The sequence below is a fragment of the Halomonas sp. MS1 genome, from assembly GCF_024182575.1.
Taxonomy (GTDB): Bacteria; Pseudomonadota; Gammaproteobacteria; order Pseudomonadales; family Halomonadaceae; genus Vreelandella.
In genome coordinates this window covers 2,136,503-2,157,457 of the sequence record NZ_CP098926.1, presented here as the reverse complement: position 1 = coordinate 2,157,457, position 20,955 = coordinate 2,136,503, and the positions used below count along the sequence as shown (strand labels likewise).

The following is a 20,955-nucleotide window of genomic DNA, read 5'->3' as shown; positions in this document are numbered from 1 at the left end:
CCCGCTACTGACCGCATAACAAACATAATCAACGCGGGCGTATGCTAGAGAGATGGCGTGTGACAGCCAACCAAGCTCCCAGCCAGCCCAGTAGTGTACTGCAAGATAGCAGAATTGTAGAGCCTGTCATATCTAACTGCGGCAACACAAAGTTCGCTCCGTAGCTTGCCGCCAAGGCGGCAACAGGCATCGACAGCCAGTGGTTGCCAAATCCCAACAATCCCAGCGCCAGCAGACCGCCCCCCACGCCGTACCAAGCTCCACTATAGAGGAAGGGTCGGCGGACAAAGGCATGGGTCGCGCCAATAAGCATCACGACTTCGATTTCTCGTCGCCGGCTCTCAACCGAAAGACGGATAGTGTTGCCCACCACCAGCAGCACACCACAGCCAAACAGCACCCCAAGCGCGAGCGCCACCCGCCGGCCAAGATCCGCCAAATGACGCAAACGTTCTACCCACGCCAAGTCCACGCGCACCTCGTCTACCCCAGAGAACGCTTCCAAGCGCTGTGCCAGTTGTGCCATAGCGGCGGGTTCAACGCTGTGTGGATAAATCACAATACTGGCCGGCAGTGGGTTATCGTCAAGTCCTGCCAGGGTGTCTTCTATCCCCAGCGACTGCTGAAACTCAACCATACCTTGCTCGGCGCTAATGAGACGCGTCGTTTCGACGCCTTCGTCCGCAATAACCGCTTCTTCAATGCGAACGGACTGTGCAGCGTCTACGGTCGTTTCCAAATAAACGGTGAGGGTTGCACTCTCATCCAGTTCTGCGTCTAGCAGCTTGGCGCTATCCAAGGTTAACCAAAGCGCCGCAGGCAAGACTAACGCAATGGCGATGGCCAGCATGGTTAGCAAATTACCCACAGGATGACGTACCAGGCGATAAAGGCTATCCAGTGCCATTGCACGATGATGGCGTCCCCAGGCGCGTAAGCGGCTGCTAAAACGTGTTTGCTGTGAACGTGCACCACGCCGCTCGGCGGGTGGCTCACTGGGAGTTTTGGCCGTTTGTCGTTTCCCCTTGGGCGCTGCGCCTATAGGACGGGGTGTCGCGGCACGTTTCATACGGCCCCCTCATCAGCCACCAGACGGCCATCCTGCAAACGCAAAATGCGGTGACGTAGTCGCGCAATCAGCGCTAAGTCGTGACTGGCAACCATCACGGTGGTGCCAATACGATTGAAGTCTTCAAACAGCGCCATAATGTCGGCAGAAAGCTGTGGGTCTAAGTTACCAGTAGGTTCATCAGCAAGCAGCAGAGCTGGCTTATTAACCACCGCGCGGGCAATGCCCACTCGCTGCTGCTCACCACCGGAAAGCTCTACCGGCAGCGCTTTTTCGCGGTGTAAAAGCCCGACCTTATCCAATGCTGCACGAACGCGCCGCGCCGTTTCGCGTGGCTCTACCCCCTGAATTTCTAGCGGCAGAGATACATTGCGGAACACGCTGCGATCAAACAGCAATTGGTGATCTTGAAACACCACGCCAATTTGACGACGGTAAAACGGCACTTGGCTGGCGTGGAGCTCGGCAATGTCGTGCCCAGCCACCACGACTCGGCCTCGGCTAGGCTTTTCGAGGCGCATAATCAGTCGCAGCAACGAGCTTTTGCCAGCACCAGAATGCCCGGTCAGGAACACCATTTCGCCTCTTGCAACGCGAAAGTTTAGGTGTGCCAGCGCCTCAAAGCGCCCTCCATAGCGCTTACCCACATGTTCAAAAGCGATCATGCGCGGCCATCATCCCCTTGCCGATCAAACAGCGCGTTAACAAAGTCATCTGCCTCAAAGGGGCGGAGATCATCCAGCCCTTCGCCTACACCAATAAAGCGAATCGGTGTTTTTAGCTGCTTCGCCAATGCGAAAATAATCCCACCCTTGGCGGTACCGTCCAGCTTAGTCAGCGTAATGCCACTGATCGGCACGGCGTCGTTAAATGTGCTGGCCTGGGAAATGGCGTTCTGCCCTGTCCCCGCATCCAGCACCAACATCACCTCATGAGGAGCAGTGCCATCCAGCTTCTGCATGACCCGATGGACTTTTTTCAACTCCTCCATCAGATGGCTCTTGTTGTGCAGCCGGCCTGCCGTGTCGGCAATCAACACATCCACGCCACGTGATTTGGCAGCCGCCACCGCGTCGTAAATCACTGAAGCGCTATCAGCACCCGTGTGCTGCGCAATCACCGGCGCGTTGTTACGTTCGCCCCACACTTTAAGCTGCTCAACCGCCGCTGCACGGAAGGTGTCGCCTGCGGCGAGCATGACGCTTTTACCTTCACGCTGAAAACGCTGGGTCAGCTTACCGATAGTTGTTGTTTTACCTACGCCATTAACACCTACCACGAGAATGACAAAAGGCCCGTCACTCTCTTTTTCAAAACTTAGCGGCGTCGCTACCGGCGCCAGCATCAACGCCAGCTCTTCTTGTAACCCGCGATAAAGCGCTTCTGGGTTATTCAGTTCTTTGCGCGAAACGCGCGCTTCAAGACGCTCAATAATCTCACTCGTGGCTTCAATGCCTACATCCGCCATCAGCAGTTGGGTCTCAAGGTCTTCCAACAGCTCATCATCAATCTGCTTTTTGCCTAAAAACAGATCGGCAATACCGTCCGTTAGGTTGGCGCGGGTTTTGCCTAGCCCTGACTTAATACGAGCGAACCAGCCTCTCTTTTCGCCTTTTTCGGCCACGGGCTTCTCTTGAAGGGCCGATTTAGGGGCAGGCATTGTGGCCGGCTCTGGCTCTGGCTCTGGCTCTGGCTCTGGCTCTGGCTCTGGCTCTGGCTCTGGCTCTGGCTCTGGCTCTGGCTCTGGCTCTGGCTCTGGCTCTGGTTCTGGTTCTGGTTCTGGTTCTGGTTCTGGTTCTGGTTCTGGTTCTGGAACAGAGGCTAGCTCAGGCGCTGGTTCTAGCTCACTTGTTTGTGTCTTTTCAGCGGTTTCTTCAACGGATGTACCGTGTTCCGCTGGCACGGTTTCAGGCACTGACGTTTCTTGCACAACAGCTTCCGCTGTTGGCGAGGCCTGCTCTGTTTCATGCTCTAGCGCTGGCTCTTTGGTAACCTCTACTTCGCCATGCTCCTCCTGAGACAGCGCCCGCTGATCTTGCTGCTCCTGTTGGGAGTCGTGCTTTTTCTTACGTTTGAAAAAACCGAACATAGGTGTCATCCGACTAAATAGGTGAACATTGCGATTATCCTACCACCGCAGACCAAGACTTTGGATAAGTAGCCCGCTACAATCCGCGTTATGAAACGACAACGCTCTTCTCGCCCCTCTACTTCTCGCTCATCGACAGCGCGGCGCGGGCCTGCCAAACCGCCGGGTAAGCTACGCATCATCGGCGGCGACTTTCGCCGCCGTCAGCTGCCTGTACTCGACCACCCAGGGCTACGCCCCACCCCTGATCGCGTGCGTGAGACCCTATTCAACTGGCTAGGCCAACACCTGTTTGGCAAACAAGTGCTGGACCTCTTTGCAGGCACGGGAGCGCTAGGCTTTGAGGCCCTTTCCCGCGGCGCCAGCAACGTTACGCTTGTCGAGCGCGATTCCCGGGTAGCCGCGCTAATTAGTGAAAATATTATCACCCTTGGCGCCAGTAATGGCCGAGTGGTATCTACCGATGCACTCGCTTTTCTCAACCAACCCTGCCAACAGCCTGCGGATGTTGTCTTCCTTGATCCGCCGTTTCATCAAGGCTTAGCCGATTCCTGCTGCTCAGCATTAGAAACCGGTGGCTGGCTTGCAGACGATGCCATGATCTACCTGGAAACTGAAAAGTCGCTCTCTCCAAACATACCCACTAACTGGCAGCTGTATCGGGAAACCCAGGCAGGCGAAAGTGCGGCTCGCCTCTATCTTCGTAAACCCGTGTAAACTGCGCTTGCCGCAATCTTGCAGCGGCGTTACGCTCGCCTAACTGAATTACGTTTTTGTCCCCGTTATGACAGGTAGTGTGCCTGTCGACGTTATTGGAGGTAGGCATGAGCCTTGAGTTATTTAACCAGTTGGAACAGAAAATTACCGACACCGTTGAGGCGTTGGAATTGATGAAGCTTGAAAACGAAGAACTGCGTGGTGAAAACGCGCTGCTAAAGCAGGAACGTGAGGAGTGGGAGCGTCGCTTACAGGGCGTACTCAGCAAATTTGAAGATATCGAAAGCGATAGCGTGTCTTAAAGCAAGCGCGACATCAGTAGCGCATCTTCTCTCCCGGCTGCCTCCCGTGCAGCCGGGTAGTAATCTCGCCGCCGACCATCTTCATTAAACTCGTAGTGCTGATAGAGCTTTATCGCACGTTGGTTACTTGCCCGCACTTCGAGCAGTAAGCGCTCGCTTTGCCACTGCCTAGCACAGGCGACCACTTCGCCAAGTAGCTTGCCACCGATCCCCTGACCCTGCTGCTGTGGAAGCACTCCAATCGCTTGAAGCTCCGCTTCAAATGGCAAACGAACTACGATGGCATAACCAAGTAATATATCGCCAACGGACACTTGGCCAACTGGTACAGGTTGTTGCCAGTAACCAATCACCTGTGAACTAGGGTCGTTTAGCGCGTCATGGAGATGCCGCGAACTTATGCCACTGTTAGCTTGCGCTTCTAACGCCTGTAACGCAGCACTATCAGCAACGCTTAATGGGCTTATCACTGGGTGGCAACCTCAGCACGCCACTGCTGACCAAGCGACACCAGCGCAGGCCAAAGCTTACGCTTGGCACTCGCGTGTTCGACAAGTGTCCTCAACGCAGGGCCCTGCCACACGGGCAGCGACAACGTTTGGCTGCGTTGCTGGCTAACAGCCATGACCCGCGCTAAGGGGGAATCATCGGCTAGTTCGTCAGCTCCCCACCACAACAGGCGTTCCAACTGCCAGCCCTGCCGACCTGCCGCGCCAGCAATAAAGGCAGCTACTCCGTCTTGCGCTTCTTCCAGCGGCTCCTCCGGCGTGAACGTGTTGGCCATTGGCGGCCATTTAAAATACGTCACCGCGGGCATTTCACCGCTCAACACGCCTGCTGCCCGCAGCATATTAGCCAGCAGTTGCTGTTCAATAGGCGTTATTTCCCCCTCATGAAGGCTTAACCAGCGCCCACCAACACACATACAGGAAAGGCTGAACGTAAGCGGCTCGACTTTGCTAACCGGCTTTTTATCCGGCGTAGAATTTTCCAGTGTAGAAGCAACGGGGGCGTCGGCTGGCTTACTGGCAGGAACAGGCGGTTGGCCCAGCAGCGCGCGCACTGCCGCCGGGGCCGAAGAGGATGCAGATGCCGTGTCAGTGGCAACGGGAGCACTATCGCCTTTCGGTGACTGATTACGCGGGCGAGGTGCAGGCGCATCGTCCAATAGCGCTTGAAGGCGCTCTCGCGGCGGAGTAACAGCAGGCGCATCTTCCCACTCGCACGCCTCCGTCGGTCGTGCGTTAGGCAGTTGATATTTGGCTGCCCAGGCTGTTATACCCATTGCATCCAAATACTGCCGGCGAATAGCGTCTGGCGTCACTGGCCGCCGCCCCGACAGTTAGGCGAATTCGGGCGCTCGCCGCCACGTGTCTGCCACTCTTTTGGGGTGTACAGGTGCAACGCCAAGGCATGCACGGGCCCAGACAGCTCATCGGCGAGCAGCGCATAAATCTGCTGATGGCGCTTCACCGGCATGATGCCATCGAAGCTATCGCTTACCAGGGTGACTTTAAAGTGTGTCTCAGCGTTAGCCGGCACATTGTGCATGTGGCTTTCATTTTCTACGTGCAGCACGTCGGGCGTTAACGCCGCTAACTTCTGCTCAATCTGTGTCTGCATCGCCATGAGTACTTTCTCCTTCAATCAGCAACCAATTTATTGTACGCCCTTACTTGCTAACAGACGATGCCCGCCGCTCAATGAGAGCACGCTGGGCTAACGCCACCCGGGAAAGGCTTGCCACTAACGCTAGCAGCGTGGTGCCAGCTCCCAGCCATAGGGTTATCTGTACCGGTGAACCCAACGCCAAGGCCGCCCCTACCAATGCCACCCCAAGTGATTGTCCAACGGTACGGGTAGTGCTCATCACGCCGGAGACATTAGCGCTTCGCTCAGGCGGAAGACTGCCCATCATTTCGCGGTTGTTAGGTGGCTGAAACAGACCAAACCCGATGCCACACAAGGCGGTGCGCCACAGGCTGCCTGCCACGCCGGTAGATTCATCCACGAGTGCAAGCGCCACTAACCCAATAATCAGCAGTATCAAGCCTGCGCTTGAAAGAAGACTCGGGTTGATCCGGTCAGCTAAACGACCCGCTAGAGGGCCAACCACCATAATCGCTAACGGCCAAGGGGTGAACAACCAAGCTGTCTCCAGTGGCGAGAATCCCATCTGCTCCTGATAAAAAAACGACAGCGCAACAAACGTTAGCCCCTGACCGATAAAGGCCAACCCTGACGCTGAAACAGCCAGCGTAAAGCGTTTTTCAGCAAATATACTCAGCGGTAACAGCGGATAAGGTGCGTAGCGCTGACGTCGAATAAACAGCCCACAAGCCAGCACCGCTATCACCGCCCAGCCACCGCTTTGCCATAGCGGTGCAGCATGGCCAACTGCATCCATTGCGAGAAAGAAGCTGGCTAGCATCAGCATAGACAGCAGTGCACCCAGCACATCAAAGCTGCCCCGGCGTGGCTTATCTCGCGGCAACGCACGACTAGCCAGCCATAGCGAACACACACCAAGCGGAACATTAAGCGCAAACAACCAGGGCCAGTCGGCAAACGAGAGGATGACGCCGCTCAACGTTGGGCCGGCTGCATAGCCACCGGCCACCACTAACGCGCTAAGCCCTAAAGCGCTACCCAATAGACGTGACGGAAAAATTGCCCGATACAGCGACGGACCGATGGACAGCGTGGCCGCGGCCCCCAGCCCCTGCAAGGCGCGGAATATCAGTAACGTTTCTAGATTACGCGACAGCGCCGCCCCTAACGCCGCGAAAACGAAGGTGGCCAAACCAAATAAATAGAGCCGCCTGCGGGTGATCAACTCACTTATGCCTGCGAACACTAATAAGAACGCCGCGCAGACCACTTGGAATAAATTGGTGATCCATACCGCTCTGGAGGCAGGCACATTAAGATCTGCGGCAATCGTTGGGAGTGCCAAATTAATCATGGTGGTGTCGACCACCGCCATTAGCGTCCCGGTGACGAGTGCCAGTACGGCAAGCGCACGCGCGGGCCCTGGCAAACCATCGTCACCCGCCCGAGTTTCAAACAATCGCATGGTGGTTCGTTCCTAAACTGCACCATTAAAAACAATAAAACCGGCCTGGGCCGGTTCCACAATACGCTTACATTAAGACGGCAATGCGCTAGTCTTGCTCATTGTCGAGCAGAAGAGCGTCATCAACCTCTGAAATTTCGAGGGCGGTTTCGTCGTCAAGGTCAATCGCAAGGTAGCTATGCTCAATGCGTAAAAAGTCTTGAAACAGTGACCAGTCAAGCTTTTCTGGCCATTGGCGCTCATCCTCTTCCCAAGCACGCAGCTCGGTCTCTAGGATCTCTACATAGCGCTCGCGAACAAACGTTTCCAGCGCTTCAGGGGTATCCATCTCTGGGATAAGGTATACCGTACTTTCACGTTCGACGTCGTCCAGGGTCAGGTCGTCGTCTCCCATGGTGGGTTCGAGCGCATTGATCCAGTCCACGAAGGTCTGGGTCGGCCTGACGCTCAGGGCAGAGCGATTTAGCAGTTTCATGGGATTCTCCTCGCCGTCGAAACGTTGATCATTATGGGTGCTAACGGATTAGTTTGCCATCGGTGCAGACGCAATATCGATTGATTCGGTAAAATGCTGAAGAATTTTTAGCTGACAACACCGTCACTCACCGGTACGGCTGTTACAGTCCTATGTACAGCCCTATGCCGGATAGACCATTAGGATACGCTCAATGAATACACAGACACGACTTGAAGCGATTAAGCACAGCGTCGAACAGAACGAGCTGACTTGGCCTAACGCTGACATCACTCTCGACCAAGACAACGATTCACTGGTGTTTACGCTCAAGGACTACGGCGACTTACCTGTTACCCTGACGCATTGCGAGCAAGAGTGGTTGGTGATGACCGAAGTGGCTCCCACCAGCGCGGTTGAGAATATCCATACCTTCAACGATGCTTTGTTACGCTTAGGCATGACTCTACCGCTAGTCAGTGTTGGCATCCACACTTTGGGTGGCGAAGATTACTATGTGGTTTATGGTCAACTGTTTGCAGACTGCAAACTTGAGGCCATCAGCGCTGAAGTCGAAGCTTGCGCTCAGGCTGCACTGGAAATTGCCGATTTAATCGGTTGATTCAAATACTCACGAGTTAACGTGATCCAGGCACCAGCCAAGTATCGCCTGTTGTTAAGTATCACCCTGTTGTAAGCCCCACGCGCAAGCGTCGGATTGGTTCGATTGAAGGAGTTACCCGATGTTACTACGCAAAATGTTTACCGCCCTGCGCGGCAAAGCCACTGAAACCGGCGAAGCGATTGTCGATAGTCAGGGGATTCGTATCATGGAGCAGGAACTGCGTGACGCTAAAACAGCAATGAACCGGGCCAATGAAGAACTCACGACCATCATGGCCAGACGCAACCTTGCCGCCAAGGAAGTGGATACGCTGTCGGATAAAATGGCCGAGTATGAAAAAAGCGCCATGGCCGCGCTTGAAAAAGGCGAGCAGAGCTTAGCTGAAGAAGTCGCTGGGGAAATTGCCCGCCTGGAAAGCGAGCGCGAAATCGCTCAGGCCAATGTCACCCAATACGATGGCACTATTGAAGCACTGAAGTCGACCATCGCTAAATCGAAAAGTGAAATTCGCCGCGTTGAGCAGCAGATGTCCCACGTCAAGGCCACTGAAGCCGCGCAAAAAGCACAGGCTGCTGTCGCGTCTCAACACGCTGGACAAAACGCTAGCATGAACAGCGCCGTTGCCTCTCTTGAACGTATTAAAGAGCGCCAAGCCCTACAGGCTGAAAAGCTTAAGATCGGTGAATCAATGCAAGCGCAAGACTCCGGCGCTGACTTGGAAGCACGCCTTTCCCAGGCGGGTATCGGTAAACAGCAAACATCAGGAAGCGATGTTCTGGCTCGCCTAAAAGCCAAGCAAAATGCTGGCAACTGAGTGCCAAGTTAATACTACCGTCTGAACGCAAGGAAGACTGACGCCATGCCAGTGCTACAACGGCTACTGAAAGTTCTTAAAGCCTCTACGATTAACGTCAGCTGGACATTCTTGCTGTTGCTGGCGCTGGCACATATGGCAACCTCATGGATGTTAATGGGGCTCTCCGGCGAAGAGGTTGCCAACTCACTACCGCTGTGGCTGTATTTTTACGTCGTTACAGCCTCCACGGTGGGCTATGGGGACTTCTCACCAAGCTCAACCGCGGGGCAGTTGATCGCTGTGTTTTACCTGATCCCGGGCGGTATTTCGCTATTTGCGGCCCTGATTGGCAAGGCAACCGTCACGGTAGGCAACTTTTGGAGGCAGCAAATGCAAGGAAAAGGCGATTACAGCGATCTTACCGGCCACACGGTAGTGCTGGGCTGGCATGGAGAAACCACTGAAAAAATTATTGATATTCTCAAAGCTGATCGGCAGCTCCCCGATGAAATCGTGCTATGCGTCACCAAAGATATCAATAACCCTCGTCCAGGCGACCTAAAATTCGTCAAGGGCGATAGCTTCGCCAACATCGAGCTTCTCAAGCGCGCCGGTGTTGAAAACGCCAGCCGTATTATCATCTATGATGGCAGCGATGAACGCGTGGCCACCGTAGCGCTTTCCGCTTACAGCCTGAAATCCCCTGGCTGCCATATCGTTGCCCACTGCGAAAACCCTAATACCGCCGCGATGTTGCGCCGAACATTGCCGGGCATCGAATGCACCGAGGCCCTGGCACTTGAAATGCTCGTGCGTTCAGCCACCGATGCAGGCATTAGTCGCGTCGTGAATGAGCTGCTCGCCGTAAATCATGGTGCCACTCAATATCAAACGCGGCTGCAAGATATTCCTAAAGGCAGCACATTTGGCCAATTATTCGCCCTAGCCAAGGAAGCGCATAATGCCACCCTGCTCGGCGTTACTTCCGTTAGTGGCGAGGCGAATATGCTCAACCCGCCCTCCACCCGTGAGCTAAGCGACGGTGATGTGCTGTATTACATGGCCTATGAGCGTCTGACGTCGGCACATTTTTCATCGCTGCTGGCATGATATCCCACCGTTCCATGGAGGTTCATCACCATGCTTGGTTCACTTAAATCACTGTTTCGTGCCAACAGTAAAGGCGTGCAGCAAAAGCATGCTAGCGAAACCGCCCAACGCTCTAGCGGCCTACCCGTCGGCATGACCCCAGACGACTTCAACGGTCTTCGACTTGGCGGTATGGTGTCGCTCAATATGCTGTCGTTGAAAGCGTTCGACAGCCTGAATTTTGATGCAAGCTGGAGTGGCGCAGCGCAGGAAATAGCCGCGATTGGCGTCGTCGAACTCGGCCAGGGCGAACAACTCGCGCGCTTTTATCTGGAAAATGACACCTGGATTCAAGCCTCCATTGCTAACGGCAAGGTGTTTGAATACAAACTGTTCGATTTCCTGTCGTCACAACATGTTTCTAATCTTGAATTTGATGGTCTGATCAACCAGCCGGATAGCCAGGCACCCGCTCATCCACTCGGCCAGAGCAGCTTTACGCTGGAAGCAAGCGACGACATTCCAGACGACCTTAAACGCTATCAACGGGTATGGGGCGCTGAAAGCAGCGCATGGTCAGCCCCAGTAGTGCTCGAGGAAACAGTGACTCGCGCTAATGGCAGCGGGATTTCCCAAGTCACGCACCACTGCATGCTCTATGAGCGCCAAGATCAGGCCTCAGAGCGCTTTGAATATATCCTACTCAGTGCTGAAGCCGATGAGCTGGAAGGCAGTTATCAATTAGTCACCAGCCTGGGCATCGATATCAGCGCAGTGATTATCGAAGCGCATTGATGGCCACCGTTAAGACGCTCTGATCACCATTCACGACTTATGCTCACCACATACGGCTTACAATTCACCACTCACGATTGACGACTAAAAAAGGAAACGATAATGGGCAATATCGGTATGTACTTGGCAGGCCTGCCAGCGTTTTTCGCCTACCTGATCACCGCCGCCATCCTGCTGGTCGCGTTCATGGTCGCGTACAGCAAGATTACCCCGCATCATGAATGGAAGCTGATCCAGGAAGGTAACGCCGCAGCGGCAACCGCCTTTGGCGGCGCTACCTTAGGCTTTACCATACCGCTCTACAGCGCTATGGCGAACAGCGTGAGTTTCATTGATTTTATCGCCTGGGGCATTATCGCCTTTATCGTGCAGATCGTTACCTTCTTTGCCATCAAGCTGGTGTTGAAAAGCAAAGGGCAGAGCCTTTCTGGACATATTACCGATGGCCACGTCGCATACGGCATTTTCGCGGCAACTATCGCTATCGCGGTTGGCCTGCTCAACGCCGCGTCCATGATCTGGTAAGGGGAGACTTTCATGCAATCATCTAACCAGCCACCGCGCCGCAAGCGCAGTTCTCGGCTAACCCTGGCCTTGATGGGCGCGGCCGGTACAGCCGCGTTAGCCGGCTGTGGGCAATCATCTCCGCCGCAGGACACTCTATCGGACATCAACTTCTCCGAACCTAAGGCCTACCAAAACATAGACGAGTGCGTAGCAGACGAGCTTTACACGCGTACCGCCTGTGAAGCGGCGTTTACGGCAGCCGTTGAAGCGGTTCCGCGCTTTGACTCCTTAGAAGCTTGCGAACAGGTACATGGCGAAGGTGCCTGTGAGCCCCCTCCCCAATCAGCTCAACAGGGGCAAGGTGGCAGTTGGTTTGGTCCCGCGCTGATGGGCTATATGGTTGGCAATATGATGGCCAACCGCAATGGCGCGCGGGTACAAAGCCTGTATCAAGAGCCGGTCTACCGTACCCGCCAGAATCGCGGCGACTGGAACGCTGCGTCGTCTTCGGCTTCTTCACGGGTGGACCAACGTAACAAGGCCTTCCGCTCATCGGTTATGCAGTCCAACCAACGGGCAACTCAACGCTCTGGGTTCGGTTCGCGCTCCAGCGCACGGGGTGGATTTGGCTCCTAAGCTAAGCGCCGTTCGGTTACTATCTTTCGACGCACTCAGCTGCGCCAGCAAGGAGCCGTTTTATGTTGCGCGTTGCCATTACTGAACGCCCTCAATGGCGCGAACTGGCGCACCAGCTAGGGTTTCACTTTCATACCATTGAAGGGGAGCCCTACTGGACCGAGGATGCCTACTACCAGTTCACGCTGGCCCAGATCGAACAGGACATTGAAGATCCCACCGAGGCGCTACACGAGATGTGTATGGATGCCGTTGATCGGGCCTGCCAGTCTGATGCCCTGCTACACCAGTTAAATATTCCAGAGCAGATGTGGGGCGTTATTCGTGCCTCCTGGCGTAATGGCCAGCCCCACCTCTATGGGCGGATGGATTTTGCCTATAGCGGTAATGGGCCTGCCAAACTGCTAGAGCTTAACTACGATACCCCCACCAGTATTTACGAGGCGGGCTTCTTTCAGTGGCTATGGCTTGAACAGGTGATCGAACAGCGCCTGCTGCCTGCCCACGCCGACCAATTCAATTCGATCCAGGAACGCATGATTGCTGCCCTCGCCCATATCGGGCAGCGCCTTGAACGCAACGGCTCAGCCTCTCCGGCACTGCACTTCGCCTCCATCAAAGCCCATGAAGAAGATCGTGCTACGGTTGCTTACCTGCAGGACTGTGCCCTACAGGCAGGGCTGAATGCTCCCTTTATCCATATCGAAGATATCGGCTATCAACCCAACACCGACCACGGCTGTTTTGTTGATCTGGAAAACCGGCCCATCCGTGCATTGTTTAAGCTCTACCCGTGGGAAGAAATGAGCGATGACGCTTTCGGTGAGCTGCTGCCCATGATGCAAACCCACTGGTTCGAGCCTCCGTGGAAAGCCATCCTCAGCAATAAGGGCATCCTGCCGTTGCTCTGGCAGTGGCATGAAGGCCATCCCAACCTGTTACCGGCGTATTTTGACACTAGTGATGGCACGTCGCTGACACCCGGCTGGGTGCGCAAACCATTTTTCTCTCGGGAAGGTAGCAATATTGAGCTGATAACCACGAGTGGCCAGTACGAAGCCGTTGATGGCCCCTATACCGACAACCCGCGTATTTTGCAGGCCTACCACCCATTGCCGCGCTTTGGCGAACGGCATGCCCTGATCGGCAGTTGGGTAGTCGGTGACAAGGCGTGCGGCATTGGTATTCGTGAAGACGTTGGCAAAATCACCAAAGACTCCAGCTGCTTCGTACCGCACGCTATTGTCTAGAGCTTGTCAGCGTTACTCGCTGGCTTCGGGGCGCATCGCTGGGAACAGCAGTACGTCCCGAATAGAGGGGCTATCGGTAAACAGCATCACTAAACGGTCAATGCCAATTCCCTCACCCGCCGTTGGCGGCAAGCCATACTCCAACGCGCGCACGTAATCAGCGTCAAAATACATCGCCTCCAGGTCACCGGCATCTTTCTCGGCGGCCTGTTCGCGGAAGCGTTCAGCCTGATCTTCGGCGTCATTAAGCTCTGAGAAGCCGTTGGCAATTTCTCGGCCACCGACAAAGAACTCAAAACGGTCGGTAACGAAAGGATTAGCATCGTTACGACGCGCCAGCGGGCTAACTTCTGCGGGGTATTCAGTAATAAATGTCGGCTGGTCCAGCTTGTGCTCAGCCACCTCTTCGAAGATCTCGGTCTGAACTTTACCCAGCCCCCAGCTCTCCTTCACTTTAATGCCCAGCTTTTCTGCAACCGCTTGTGCGGCTTCCAGCGTATCCAAATCCGCATCGGTGATGCCGTCGCCATGATCAAGAATCGCTTGGCGTAGTGTTAGGCGTTGGAACGGCTTCCCGAAGTCATAGCTAGCGCCTTGGTACTCGATCGTCGTGGTGCCCAGCACTTCTTGGGCCGCCGTGCGCAGCATGGCTTCGGTCATATCGAGCAGGTCACGATAATCCGCGTAGGCCCAATAGAATTCGACCATGGTGAACTCAGGATTATGTCGTGTAGATAACCCTTCGTTACGGAAATTACGGTTGATTTCAAAAACCTTCTCGAAACCACCCACCACCAGACGCTTGAGGTAAAGCTCCGGTGCAATACGCAGGTACATATCAATATCCAGCGCATTGTGGTGAGTAATAAACGGCCGCGCTGCCGCACCGCCGGGGATCGGCTGCAGCATCGGCGTTTCAACTTCCATAAAGCCGCGAGCTTCAAAGAAGCGGCGCATGGAGCTGATTACCGCCGCGCGAGTTTCAAATACCTTACGCGACTGCGGGTTCATGATCAGGTCTACGTAGCGCTGGCGATAACGCGCTTCCTGATCGGTCAGGCCGTGGAACTTGTCCGGCAGCGGACGCAGGCTCTTGGTCAACAGCTGCGCTTCTACCATCATCACGTACAGGTCGCCCTTACCCGATTTGTGTACTGGGCCACGGGCAGCGACGATATCACCGATATCCCACCCTTTAATGTCCTCAAGCACATCAGCAGGCAAGCCCTTTTTATCCACGTAGAGCTGGATTTGGCCAGCCACATCTTGAATCACGATAAACGGGCCACGCTTACGCATGACGCGACCAGCCACCGACGCTTGATGATCAAGCGTTTCAAGCTCCGCTTTATCCTTTTCGCCCAGCAAGTCGTGTAGCTCAACCGTGAGGCTGTCACGGCGAAAATCGTTCGGGAAAGCGCTCTTACCTTGCTCAGCGGCGCGCTCACGGCGAGCCGCGAGCTTGGCACGGCGCTCAGCGATTAGGTGGTTTTCGTTATCGAGAGAAGACGCGTCTTGGTTAGCCATCGGGCACCCTGTTCAATGTTCAAACGCTAAAAAAATTACAAACCCTGCTTTAGGCTAGCGACGATAAACTGGTCTAAATCGCCGTCGAGCACTTTGTCGCAGTTACTAGACTGAACGCCAGTGCGCAGGTCTTTGATGCGCTGATCGTCCAGTACATATGAGCGAATTTGGCTACCCCAGCCGATATCGGCTTTAGAGTCTTCCGCTTCCTGCTTGGCCGCATTGCGCTTTTGCATTTCGTGTTCCCACAACTTGGCCTTCAACTGCTTCATGGCGAAGTCGCGGTTGGCGTGCTGGCTGCGCTGATTCTGACATGCCACCACGATACCGCTGGGCTCGTGGGTAATCCTCACCGCTGAGTCGGTGGTGTTAACGTGCTGACCACCTGCACCGCTGGAGCGGTAGGTATCTACGCGCAGATCAGAGGGATTAATTTCAACCTCAAAGCTGTCGTCAATTTCCGGCGACAGAAACACCGATGCAAACGACGTATGACGACGGCCGCCGGAATCAAATGGGCTTTTACGTACTAAACGGTGAACACCTGTTTCGGTGCGCAACCATCCGAAGGCGTAGTCACCTTGAATATGCAGCGACGCCGATTTAATGCCTGCTACTTCGCCAGCAGAAATTTCGATAATCTCTGCTTTGAAACCGTGGCTCTCTGCCCAGCGTAAGTACATACGCAGCAGGATATTCGCCCAGTCTTGAGCTTCGGTACCGCCCGACCCCGACTGAATATCCAGATAAGCGTTGTTCTCATCCATTTCACCGGAAAACATGCGACGAAACTCAAGCTTCTCCAGTGCCACTTGCAGACCATCGAGCTCTTTGCGCACCTCATCAACGGTGCCTTCATCCTCTTCCATCTCAGCGAGTTCAAGCAGGTCACGGCTGTCAGCCAGGCCCTGATCAAGCTCATCGATGGTGGCGACAATCGCTTCAAGCGAGGCGCGCTCTTTACCCAGTTTCTGGGCATAGTCTGGATCATTCCAGACATTAGGGTCTTCAAGTTCGCGGGAGACTTCTTCTAGCCGATCTTTGCGTTCGGCATAGTCAAAGATACCCCCTAAGAACGTCTGTCCGCTCAGACAGGTCCTTGATCTGGTTATGAATCGGGTTAGTTTCCAACATGGATCGCCTAGCCTTGGTCAGTATCGCACGGTTCAAAAGAGACAGGCGCCGCTGGGGCAGCTAAGCGCCTAGGCTTAAAAATGCCAACGCTAGCCGCCCCAGCGGCGAAATTCTGAGACGCATTGTAACGAAAGCCAACGCTTACCGCACCCACCCTGAAAAACGATCGCCATGCAAAAAACCCGGCTTACGCCGGGTTTATAGGTAAAGCGAGTCAAACAGTCAGCTTATGATCAGAAGCGATAGGTAAGCTGAGCACCGAAGCCATGGGCTTCGTTTTTGTAGTCGGCCGAGTAGTTAGAGGTAATCGGTGGTGTTTGCTGCCCTGCCACGGTGAAGCTGTCGGTTTTGGTTTGATCAACATGGGTGCTGCGCTCGGTAAGGTACGAGTAGGCAACGTCCAAGGTCAGGTCTGGCGTCGGGCTCCAGCCTGCGCCAATCGAGAAAATACGGCGGTCGTCAGAAGGAATACGCACGCTGCGCGTGGCATCCTGGGTGGGTGTAAAGTCGAGTGCTACCCCGGCACGCAGTGCTAGCGTTGGCGTTAACTGATACTCGCCACCGGTAGAGAACGCCCACGCATTAGAGTAGTTCTGCTGTTCGTTGGTAATCTCACCACGCTCAGTACCGGTGACCAAAATCTGGTCAAAGCGGCTCCAGCGTGCCCAGGAAACACCGAACATCAGCTTCAGCTTGTCGCTCATTTCCTGAGTCAGCGAGAAGTTGACTGTTTCAGGCGTTGTTAAATCCAACGCGGCCGTATCCGTTACTGTGCCGATCCCTAGCTGATCCAGTACAGGTGAGTTCGCTGCAAAACTGCCTTCTAGATTGAAATCTACTTTTGAACGGTACGTTAAACCAAGGGTAGTTTCAGGTACCGGCTGATAGATGACACCCAAGTTATAGCCCCAGGCCTCATCATCACCTTCTACACGTGAATCCACTTCAGAAAGGCCCAGCGGTGTTGCCACTGGCACCTGACGGCGAAGTTCGCCTTCTACGCGGTTATAGGTAAGACCCGCACCAACAGACCACTGCTCGTTGAAGCGATAAGAGACCGTCGGCTGAGCCGTCATCACTTTTACTTCGGTGTAGTTGCCCTGGTTACGCCCCTGAAAATCATTTTCATATTCGGTTTTAGAACCAAATGGCGCGTAGACGCCAAAACCGAATGCCAGTTGCTCGTTAACAGGGTGTGCATAAAAGGCGAAGGGAACCAATGTGCCTGGCACCATATCACCATCGTTAGAGCCTGCCACTGGCAACGTATCTGTCGCGCCTCCTGTCGCCTGCAGGAAAGCGGGGCTACTCTGTGAGGCACGGACATTAGAAATGTCGCTATTTACGTTTAGGAATGTGCCACCTACCGTAATTTGAGCACGGTCAAGAAACGACATACCCGCCGGGTTGCCGTACACAATAGTTGCATCATGCACATTTGAGCTACGTCCTGCATGACCATACCCCTGTCCGCTGACGCTCTGCTCATTGATTTGATAACCGCCTGCTTGCGCCTGACTGGCAAAAGCGACTGATGCTACTGCGGCCGCCAAGGTGAGCTTTTTAAATTTATTATGCATAGTGGGCCTCTCTTCCCGATGATCCGATGGATACTTCCATCCACCTTATTTGTTCTAACACCTCAGTTTTCGCCCAATGACCGCTTGGGATCAAGGGCAAACGAGCGTTTTATTCCAGTTTTGACTTATACATTAGTCGAACGGTTGTTTTAAATCAGTGTTTTAGTCATTTCGACTGAAGGCCTCAATATCGCTTGACCTGTGTGTTACCCATAGGTTTTACACTAAAAAAACATCACAACTTCCACGCATGAGGACGTTATGCAGCCTGGAACGATGAAGGTCGGCGAACTTGCCAAACGCGGTAGCGTTACCGCAGAAACGGTTCGTCATTACACCCGTGAGGGGTTGCTGGCACCAACACGCCACCCTGAGAACGGTTATCAGTTATTTTCAACCACTGACTTAGAGCGACTGCACTTTATTCAACGAGCACGCAAGCTCGGTTTTAGTGTGGCAGAGATTCGCGACATCCTGGCTCACGCCGATCAAGGCGACTCCCCATGTCCATTGGTGCGCGATCTGCTTACCCACCGACTACCACAAATCCGCGCACGCATTGCCGAGCTTGAAGCGCTCGCCCAGCGCATGGAACAGGCTTTAGAGAGCTGGCAGCACATGCCCAATGGCATGCCAGACGGTCATAGCCTATGTCGTTTAATTGAGAGTTTTCCCGAGGAGGCACCATGCAGTCACACACCCTGCAGCCACAAACACTGAGTCGCAGCGTGCCGGGCATGACCTGCCAGGGCTGCGTTAAGCGCATGCGCGAGGCGGTTCAAGCCGTTGATCCTAACGCCTACGTAGAAGGCTTTCCCGCAGAAAAACGCTTGGAAGTTACCAGTACGTTAGAAAACGATGCGCTGGATAGCACGTTAAGTGAAGCGGGTTATCCGCCGAGTGCCCCTAGCGGCGAGACTCAACCACCGACAGAAAGTGATCCTGCGCCAACGGTCGATAAAGGTAACGACAAACAGGCGGCTGAAAATGAGACGCTCACCAGCGCGCCTCAGCAGAGGCTGTTGATTAGTGGCATGACCTGCGCAGGCTGTGTGAATAGCGTCGAAAAAGCGTTGGCCAACACCCCGGGCGTTACCGATGCCTCGGTGAACTTTGGCACCCATACCGCCCAAGTAACCGGCAAGGTTGAGCGCGAGGCTCTGATTAACGCTGTGGCGGCAGCAGGCTATAGCGCCGAGCCCATTGTCGACATGCGCGAGGCCGAACGCATTCGTGAGTCCCAAGAGGCCGCAACCTATCGCCAGCGCCTGCGCGGCAGCATGCTGTCATTAGCGCTGGCCATTCCGCTCATGCTGAGCATGTTTGTTTACCACCCACACCCCATGGGGATGGGCCGTCTTTATTGGCTGGTCATTGGCCTGCTTACCCTGGCTATTTTGGCATTTCCAGGGCGGCACTTTTTTACCAACGCTTGGAAACAGTTCAAGCTCCACCAGGCCAATATGGACACGCTCGTGGCCATGGGCACCGGTACCGCCTGGCTGTATTCGATGATGGTCGTGGTGTTTGCTCCTTGGCTGCCCGAGGTCGCTCAGGGCATCTACTTTGAAGCATCGGCCATGGTGGTGGGGCTCATCCTGCTCGGCAATGCCATGGAGCTGCGTGCCCGCGGACGCACCAGCAGTGCATTAAAACGCTTGCTAGACCTGCAGGAGAAAACAGCCCGCGTGATCCGTAATGGCCAAGAACAGGAGTTGCCTGTTGACGACGTAGCGATAGACGATCATATCCGCGTACGACCCGGCGAACGACTGCCAGTGGATGGCATCGTACTCGATGGTCAAAGCTATATTGATGAATCCATGCTGACCGGTGAACCGTTACCCGTTCATAAAAACGCGGATGACGATGTCAGCGCAGGGACTGTTAACGGCAATGGCAGCTTGGTCTATCGCGCCACTCGTGTGGGCAGCGACACTCGCCTGGGACGCATAACCGAACAGGTCGCCAGCGCTCAAAACTCTCGTCCGCCAATTGGCGAATTGGCCGATAAGGTATCGGGAATTTTTGTTCCCAGCGTGATGATCATCGCCGTACTAACCGCGCTAATCTGGTTTAACATCGGCCCCGCTCCCGTGATGATCCATATGCTGGTGGCCGCCACCACGGTGCTGATTATCGCCTGCCCCTGCGCATTAGGGCTGGCAACACCGATTTCCACCATGATTGGGGTAGGTAAAGCCGCCGAGCACGGTGTATTGGTAAGAAGTGGTGAAGCGCTACAGACCGCCAGCCAAATCACCACCTTAGTGGTGGACAAAACCGGTACATTGACTGAGGGCAAGCCTCAAGTGACCGATGCGACTGTGCTACATAGTGATTCCTCGCAAGTGCTCGCTTGGGTAGCCGCTTTGGAAAGCCGTTCGGAACATCCGTTAGCCAATGCACTAACGGCTTATGCAGAAGCGCATAATGCCCCTTCTGAAACACTGGATACGTTTGATAGCGTCACCGGTGGCGGCGTGAAAGGTAGCACCCAAGCAGGCGACTCACTGCTGCTGGGCAATGCTCGCCTACTTGAAGAGGCTGGCGTGGACCTAACCCCTGCCGAAGAGAGCGTACGCCAGCTAGAGGCGAAAGCACGCTCATTGGTATACCTGGCAGCCAATGGCAAGCTAGCCGCTCTATTCGGCATCAGTGACCCGCTGCGTGCTGACGCGGCTGCCGCAGTGAAACGCTTACAAGAAGATGGCTTAACCGTCGTCATGCTTACTGGAGATAATCAACACACCGCGGCCGCCGTGGCACGAGAAGTGGGCATTAGCGAGTTTAGAGCTGGCATGACGCCAGATGATAAACACGCGGAAATTGAGCGTCGTCAGCAGGCAGGAGAGGTCGTAGGCATGGCGGGTGATGGCATCAATGATGCCCCAGCACTGGCACGTGCCAACGTTGGCTTTGCCATCGGCCAGGGCACCGACATCGCGATGGAGAGCGCTGGGATTACCTTGATGCGCGGTTCGCTACATGGTGTGGCTACTGCTATCGAATTAAGCCGGGCGACGCTCACCAACATCAAGCAGAACCTAGTCGGGGCCTTTGGCTATAACGTACTGTGCATCCCGATTGCTGCGGGCGTGCTTTACCCCTTCACCGGCATGCTGCTGTCACCCATCATTGCTGGTGCGGCCATGTCGCTATCGTCAATCACCGTGGTGAGCAACGCCAACCGCTTACGGCTTTGGAAACCCGCCCAACAGGAGGCCTTATGAGCCTATTGATCAACCTGGCAGGAATCGGTCTTATCGCCGCTATCGTATGGTGGTTTTGGCTTAGCGCCTGATAAGT

The 20,955-nt window shown here is 54.8% G+C and carries 22 protein-coding genes; 11 read left to right on the top strand and 11 right to left on the bottom strand.

Annotation, left to right across the window (positions count from 1 at the left end; translation table 11 throughout):
* Positions 1–28: 28 nt before the first annotated feature.
* From ftsX to ftsY, 3 genes are read right to left on the bottom strand one after another with little or no spacing between them, the layout of a single operon-like run.
* Entirely contained in the window at positions 29–1,069 is a 1,041-nt protein-coding gene (gene ftsX, locus NF683_RS09795) for a permease-like cell division protein FtsX (protein ID WP_089039243.1), read from the bottom strand.
* A complete protein-coding gene (gene ftsE / locus NF683_RS09790) occupies positions 1,066–1,734 on the bottom strand; it encodes a cell division ATP-binding protein FtsE (protein ID WP_089039244.1) in 669 nt (222 codons plus the stop codon). The genes ftsX and ftsE overlap by 4 nt, the downstream gene beginning before the upstream one ends.
* Positions 1,731–3,158, bottom strand: coding sequence for a signal recognition particle-docking protein FtsY (gene ftsY / locus NF683_RS09785; protein WP_253921814.1), 1,428 nt, complete (start codon positions 3,156–3,158; stop codon positions 1,731–1,733). The genes ftsE and ftsY overlap by 4 nt, the downstream gene beginning before the upstream one ends.
* Before the next feature lie 90 nt (positions 3,159–3,248).
* Here ftsY and rsmD point away from each other — a divergent pair, with 90 nt between their 5' ends.
* Positions 3,249–3,875 (top strand): 16S rRNA (guanine(966)-N(2))-methyltransferase RsmD, encoded by a 627-nt coding sequence (gene rsmD, locus NF683_RS09780; RefSeq protein ID WP_253921813.1) that lies wholly within the window; start codon positions 3,249–3,251, stop codon positions 3,873–3,875.
* 107 nt (positions 3,876–3,982) lie between these two features.
* Complete coding sequence (gene zapB, locus NF683_RS09775) at positions 3,983–4,177, top strand: cell division protein ZapB (protein WP_038481051.1); 195 nt, start codon at positions 3,983–3,985, stop codon at positions 4,175–4,177.
* Here the strand turns inward: zapB and NF683_RS09770 are convergent.
* From NF683_RS09770 to NF683_RS09750, 5 genes are all read right to left on the bottom strand, one after another.
* Positions 4,174–4,647, bottom strand: coding sequence for a GNAT family N-acetyltransferase (locus NF683_RS09770; RefSeq protein WP_253921812.1), 474 nt, complete (start codon positions 4,645–4,647; stop codon positions 4,174–4,176). The two genes, zapB and NF683_RS09770, sit on opposite strands and share 4 nt — an antisense overlap.
* On the bottom strand, positions 4,644–5,501 hold the full coding sequence (locus NF683_RS09765; protein WP_253921811.1) for a hypothetical protein: 858 nt from the start codon (positions 5,499–5,501) through the stop codon (positions 4,644–4,646). The genes NF683_RS09770 and NF683_RS09765 overlap by 4 nt, the downstream gene beginning before the upstream one ends.
* A complete protein-coding gene (locus tag NF683_RS09760) occupies positions 5,498–5,806 on the bottom strand; it encodes a BolA family protein (RefSeq protein ID WP_038481041.1) in 309 nt (102 codons plus the stop codon). Before NF683_RS09760 ends, NF683_RS09765 begins: the two co-directional genes overlap by 4 nt.
* A 43-nt stretch (positions 5,807–5,849) precedes the next feature.
* Positions 5,850–7,253, bottom strand: coding sequence for an MFS transporter (locus NF683_RS09755; RefSeq protein ID WP_253921810.1), 1,404 nt, complete (start codon positions 7,251–7,253; stop codon positions 5,850–5,852).
* Positions 7,254–7,341: 88 nt separating this feature from the next.
* Positions 7,342–7,728 (bottom strand): hypothetical protein, encoded by a 387-nt coding sequence (locus NF683_RS09750; RefSeq protein WP_089039251.1) that lies wholly within the window; start codon positions 7,726–7,728, stop codon positions 7,342–7,344.
* A 193-nt stretch (positions 7,729–7,921) separates the two neighbouring features.
* On the opposite strand from NF683_RS09750, the gene NF683_RS09745 reads away from it, so the two are divergent.
* The 7 genes from NF683_RS09745 to NF683_RS09715 all read left to right on the top strand — a co-directional run bounded on the left by NF683_RS09745 (position 7,922) and on the right by NF683_RS09715 (position 13,405).
* Positions 7,922–8,329 carry a DUF2170 family protein gene (locus tag NF683_RS09745; protein WP_253921809.1) on the top strand — a complete coding sequence of 136 codons (408 nt, stop codon included), beginning with the start codon at positions 7,922–7,924 and terminating at the stop codon, positions 8,327–8,329.
* 121 nt (positions 8,330–8,450) lie between these two features.
* Positions 8,451–9,146 carry a PspA/IM30 family protein gene (locus tag NF683_RS09740; protein ID WP_038481028.1) on the top strand — a complete coding sequence of 232 codons (696 nt, stop codon included), beginning with the start codon at positions 8,451–8,453 and terminating at the stop codon, positions 9,144–9,146.
* Positions 9,147–9,191: 45 nt separating this feature from the next.
* A complete protein-coding gene (locus tag NF683_RS09735) occupies positions 9,192–10,238 on the top strand; it encodes an ion channel (RefSeq protein WP_253921808.1) in 1,047 nt (348 codons plus the stop codon).
* A 30-nt stretch (positions 10,239–10,268) separates the two neighbouring features.
* Positions 10,269–11,012: a DUF2491 family protein gene (locus NF683_RS09730; protein ID WP_253921807.1), complete on the top strand. Its 744-nt coding sequence runs from the start codon at positions 10,269–10,271 to the stop codon at positions 11,010–11,012.
* A gap of 102 nt (positions 11,013–11,114) precedes the next feature.
* Positions 11,115–11,537, top strand: coding sequence for a DUF350 domain-containing protein (locus NF683_RS09725; protein ID WP_009724104.1), 423 nt, complete (start codon positions 11,115–11,117; stop codon positions 11,535–11,537).
* 12 nt (positions 11,538–11,549) lie between these two features.
* Complete coding sequence (locus NF683_RS09720; RefSeq protein WP_089039256.1) at positions 11,550–12,155, top strand: DUF1190 domain-containing protein; 606 nt, start codon at positions 11,550–11,552, stop codon at positions 12,153–12,155.
* 62 nt (positions 12,156–12,217) lie between these two features.
* Positions 12,218–13,405 carry a glutathionylspermidine synthase family protein gene (locus NF683_RS09715; protein ID WP_253921806.1) on the top strand — a complete coding sequence of 396 codons (1,188 nt, stop codon included), beginning with the start codon at positions 12,218–12,220 and terminating at the stop codon, positions 13,403–13,405.
* A gap of 12 nt (positions 13,406–13,417) precedes the next feature.
* Here the strand turns inward: NF683_RS09715 and lysS are convergent, their stop codons facing one another.
* From lysS to NF683_RS09700, 3 genes are all read right to left on the bottom strand, one after another.
* Positions 13,418–14,932 carry a lysine--tRNA ligase gene (lysS, locus tag NF683_RS09710; RefSeq protein WP_089039258.1) on the bottom strand — a complete coding sequence of 505 codons (1,515 nt, stop codon included), beginning with the start codon at positions 14,930–14,932 and terminating at the stop codon, positions 13,418–13,420.
* Positions 14,933–14,967: 35 nt separating this feature from the next.
* Positions 14,968–16,066 (bottom strand): peptide chain release factor 2 gene (prfB, locus tag NF683_RS09705; protein ID WP_125745374.1). Its coding sequence is split into 2 segments (ribosomal slippage): positions 14,968–15,990 and positions 15,992–16,066, totalling 1,098 coding nucleotides; the frame shifts between segments, so codons are not numbered across the junction.
* 233 nt (positions 16,067–16,299) lie between these two features.
* Positions 16,300–17,646, bottom strand: coding sequence for an OmpP1/FadL family transporter (locus NF683_RS09700; RefSeq protein ID WP_253921805.1), 1,347 nt, complete (start codon positions 17,644–17,646; stop codon positions 16,300–16,302).
* A gap of 276 nt (positions 17,647–17,922) precedes the next feature.
* Here NF683_RS09700 and NF683_RS09695 point away from each other — a divergent pair, with 276 nt between their 5' ends.
* A complete protein-coding gene (locus NF683_RS09695) occupies positions 17,923–18,366 on the top strand; it encodes a MerR family transcriptional regulator (RefSeq protein WP_089040913.1) in 444 nt (147 codons plus the stop codon).
* A complete protein-coding gene (locus NF683_RS09690) occupies positions 18,333–20,879 on the top strand; it encodes a heavy metal translocating P-type ATPase (RefSeq protein ID WP_253921804.1) in 2,547 nt (848 codons plus the stop codon). The genes NF683_RS09695 and NF683_RS09690 overlap by 34 nt, the downstream gene beginning before the upstream one ends.
* Positions 20,880–20,955 lie beyond the last annotated feature (76 nt).